This window comes from Variovorax sp. 01N429 (assembly GCF_056399425.1).
This window is the reverse complement of record NZ_JBFTRG010000050.1, coordinates 1-1,231: the sequence shown is the minus strand read 5'-3', so window position 1 is coordinate 1,231 and position 1,231 is coordinate 1. Positions and strand designations below refer to the sequence as shown.

At 58.9% G+C, this 1,231-nt stretch carries 1 protein-coding gene; it reads left to right on the top strand.

Annotated elements, in window-relative coordinates:
* Positions 1 to 62: 62 nt before the first annotated feature.
* Complete coding sequence (locus tag AC1DSF_RS30500) at positions 63 to 1,223, top strand: IS30 family transposase (RefSeq protein WP_478146002.1); 1,161 nt, start codon at positions 63 to 65, stop codon at positions 1,221 to 1,223.
* Positions 1,224 to 1,231: the final 8 nt, after the last annotated feature.

The window sequence follows — 1,231 nt, the reverse complement described above, 5'->3', positions numbered from 1 at the left end:
TGCGGATTCAACCGGTCGATGCAACCCACTGATGACTGCCGTAGGCAGAAGGAGTGTTGCAGATGGCTTACCGGACGCGAACCTACTACACGGACAGCCAGAAGGCATTGATGTGGGAGCGATGGAGGCAGGGATGGACCCTGCATCAGATTGCTCAACTGTTCAATCGGGCACACACGTCCGTGCAAAAGATTCTGTCCCGTACGGGTGGCATTCAACCACCGGAGCGAAGCCGTTCATCGATGGCGCTGACACTCGCCGAGCGCGAGGAGATCTCGCGTGCCATGGCGGCTGGCTTCTCGATTCGCTCGATCGCATTGATCCTCGGGCGAGCTGCATCCACCATCAGCCGTGAGATCAAGCGCAATGGTGGTCCGGGATGCTATCGAGCGACCCAGGCCGATCAGGCGACCTGGGATCGGGCTCGTCGACCCAAACGCTGCAGACTTGTTGAGAACCGGGACCTGGCGCGCATCGTCACTGAGAAGCTTCGACTGCAATGGTCTCCGGAGCAGATTGCCGGTTGGCTCAAGCATACTTATCCGAGCGACGAGACCTCCCACGTGTCCCACGAGACCATCTACCGCAGCCTGTTCATTCAAGCCCGCGGGGCCTTGAAGAAGGAGCTGCTGCAGCATCTCAGGCGCACCCGGGGCATGCGCCGCTCACGCCAGTACACGCAGAAGACAGACGTCCACGGAAGAATCGTCGACGCCGTCTCCATCAGCGAGCGGCCAGCCACGGTCGAAGATCGAGCAGTTCCCGGCCACTGGGAGGGCGACTTGCTCTTTGGAAGCGCCAACAGCCAGATCGCCACGCTGGTTGAGCGTCAGACGCGATATGTGATGTTGGTCAAGCTGGATGGCAAGGACTCTCAGACTGTCGTCAACGCGCTCGTCAAGAACGCCCGCAAACTGCCCCAGGAACTCTACAAGTCACTGACTTGGGACAGAGGCACGGAGATGCATGCTCACAAGAAGTTCACGTTGGCCACCGACATTCAGGTGTACTTCTGCGATCCTCAGAACCCATGGCAGCGCGGAAGCAACGAGAACACGAATGGATTGCTCAGGCAGTACATGCCCAAGGGCATGGACATCTCAGGGTTCTCACAGCTTCAACTCAACGCGATCGCGAGACAATTGAACGAGAGGCCGCGCAAGACGCTCGGTTTCCATACACCGGCTGAGATGTTCAGCGAATGTGTTGCATCGACCGGTTGAATCCGCAG

Bases quoted from the DNA above. Each gene is read 5' to 3' on its own strand.
- AC1DSF_RS30500 (WP_478146002.1), top strand. From the start codon at position 63: ATGGCTTACCGGACGCGAACCTACTACACGGACAGCCAGAAGGCATTG.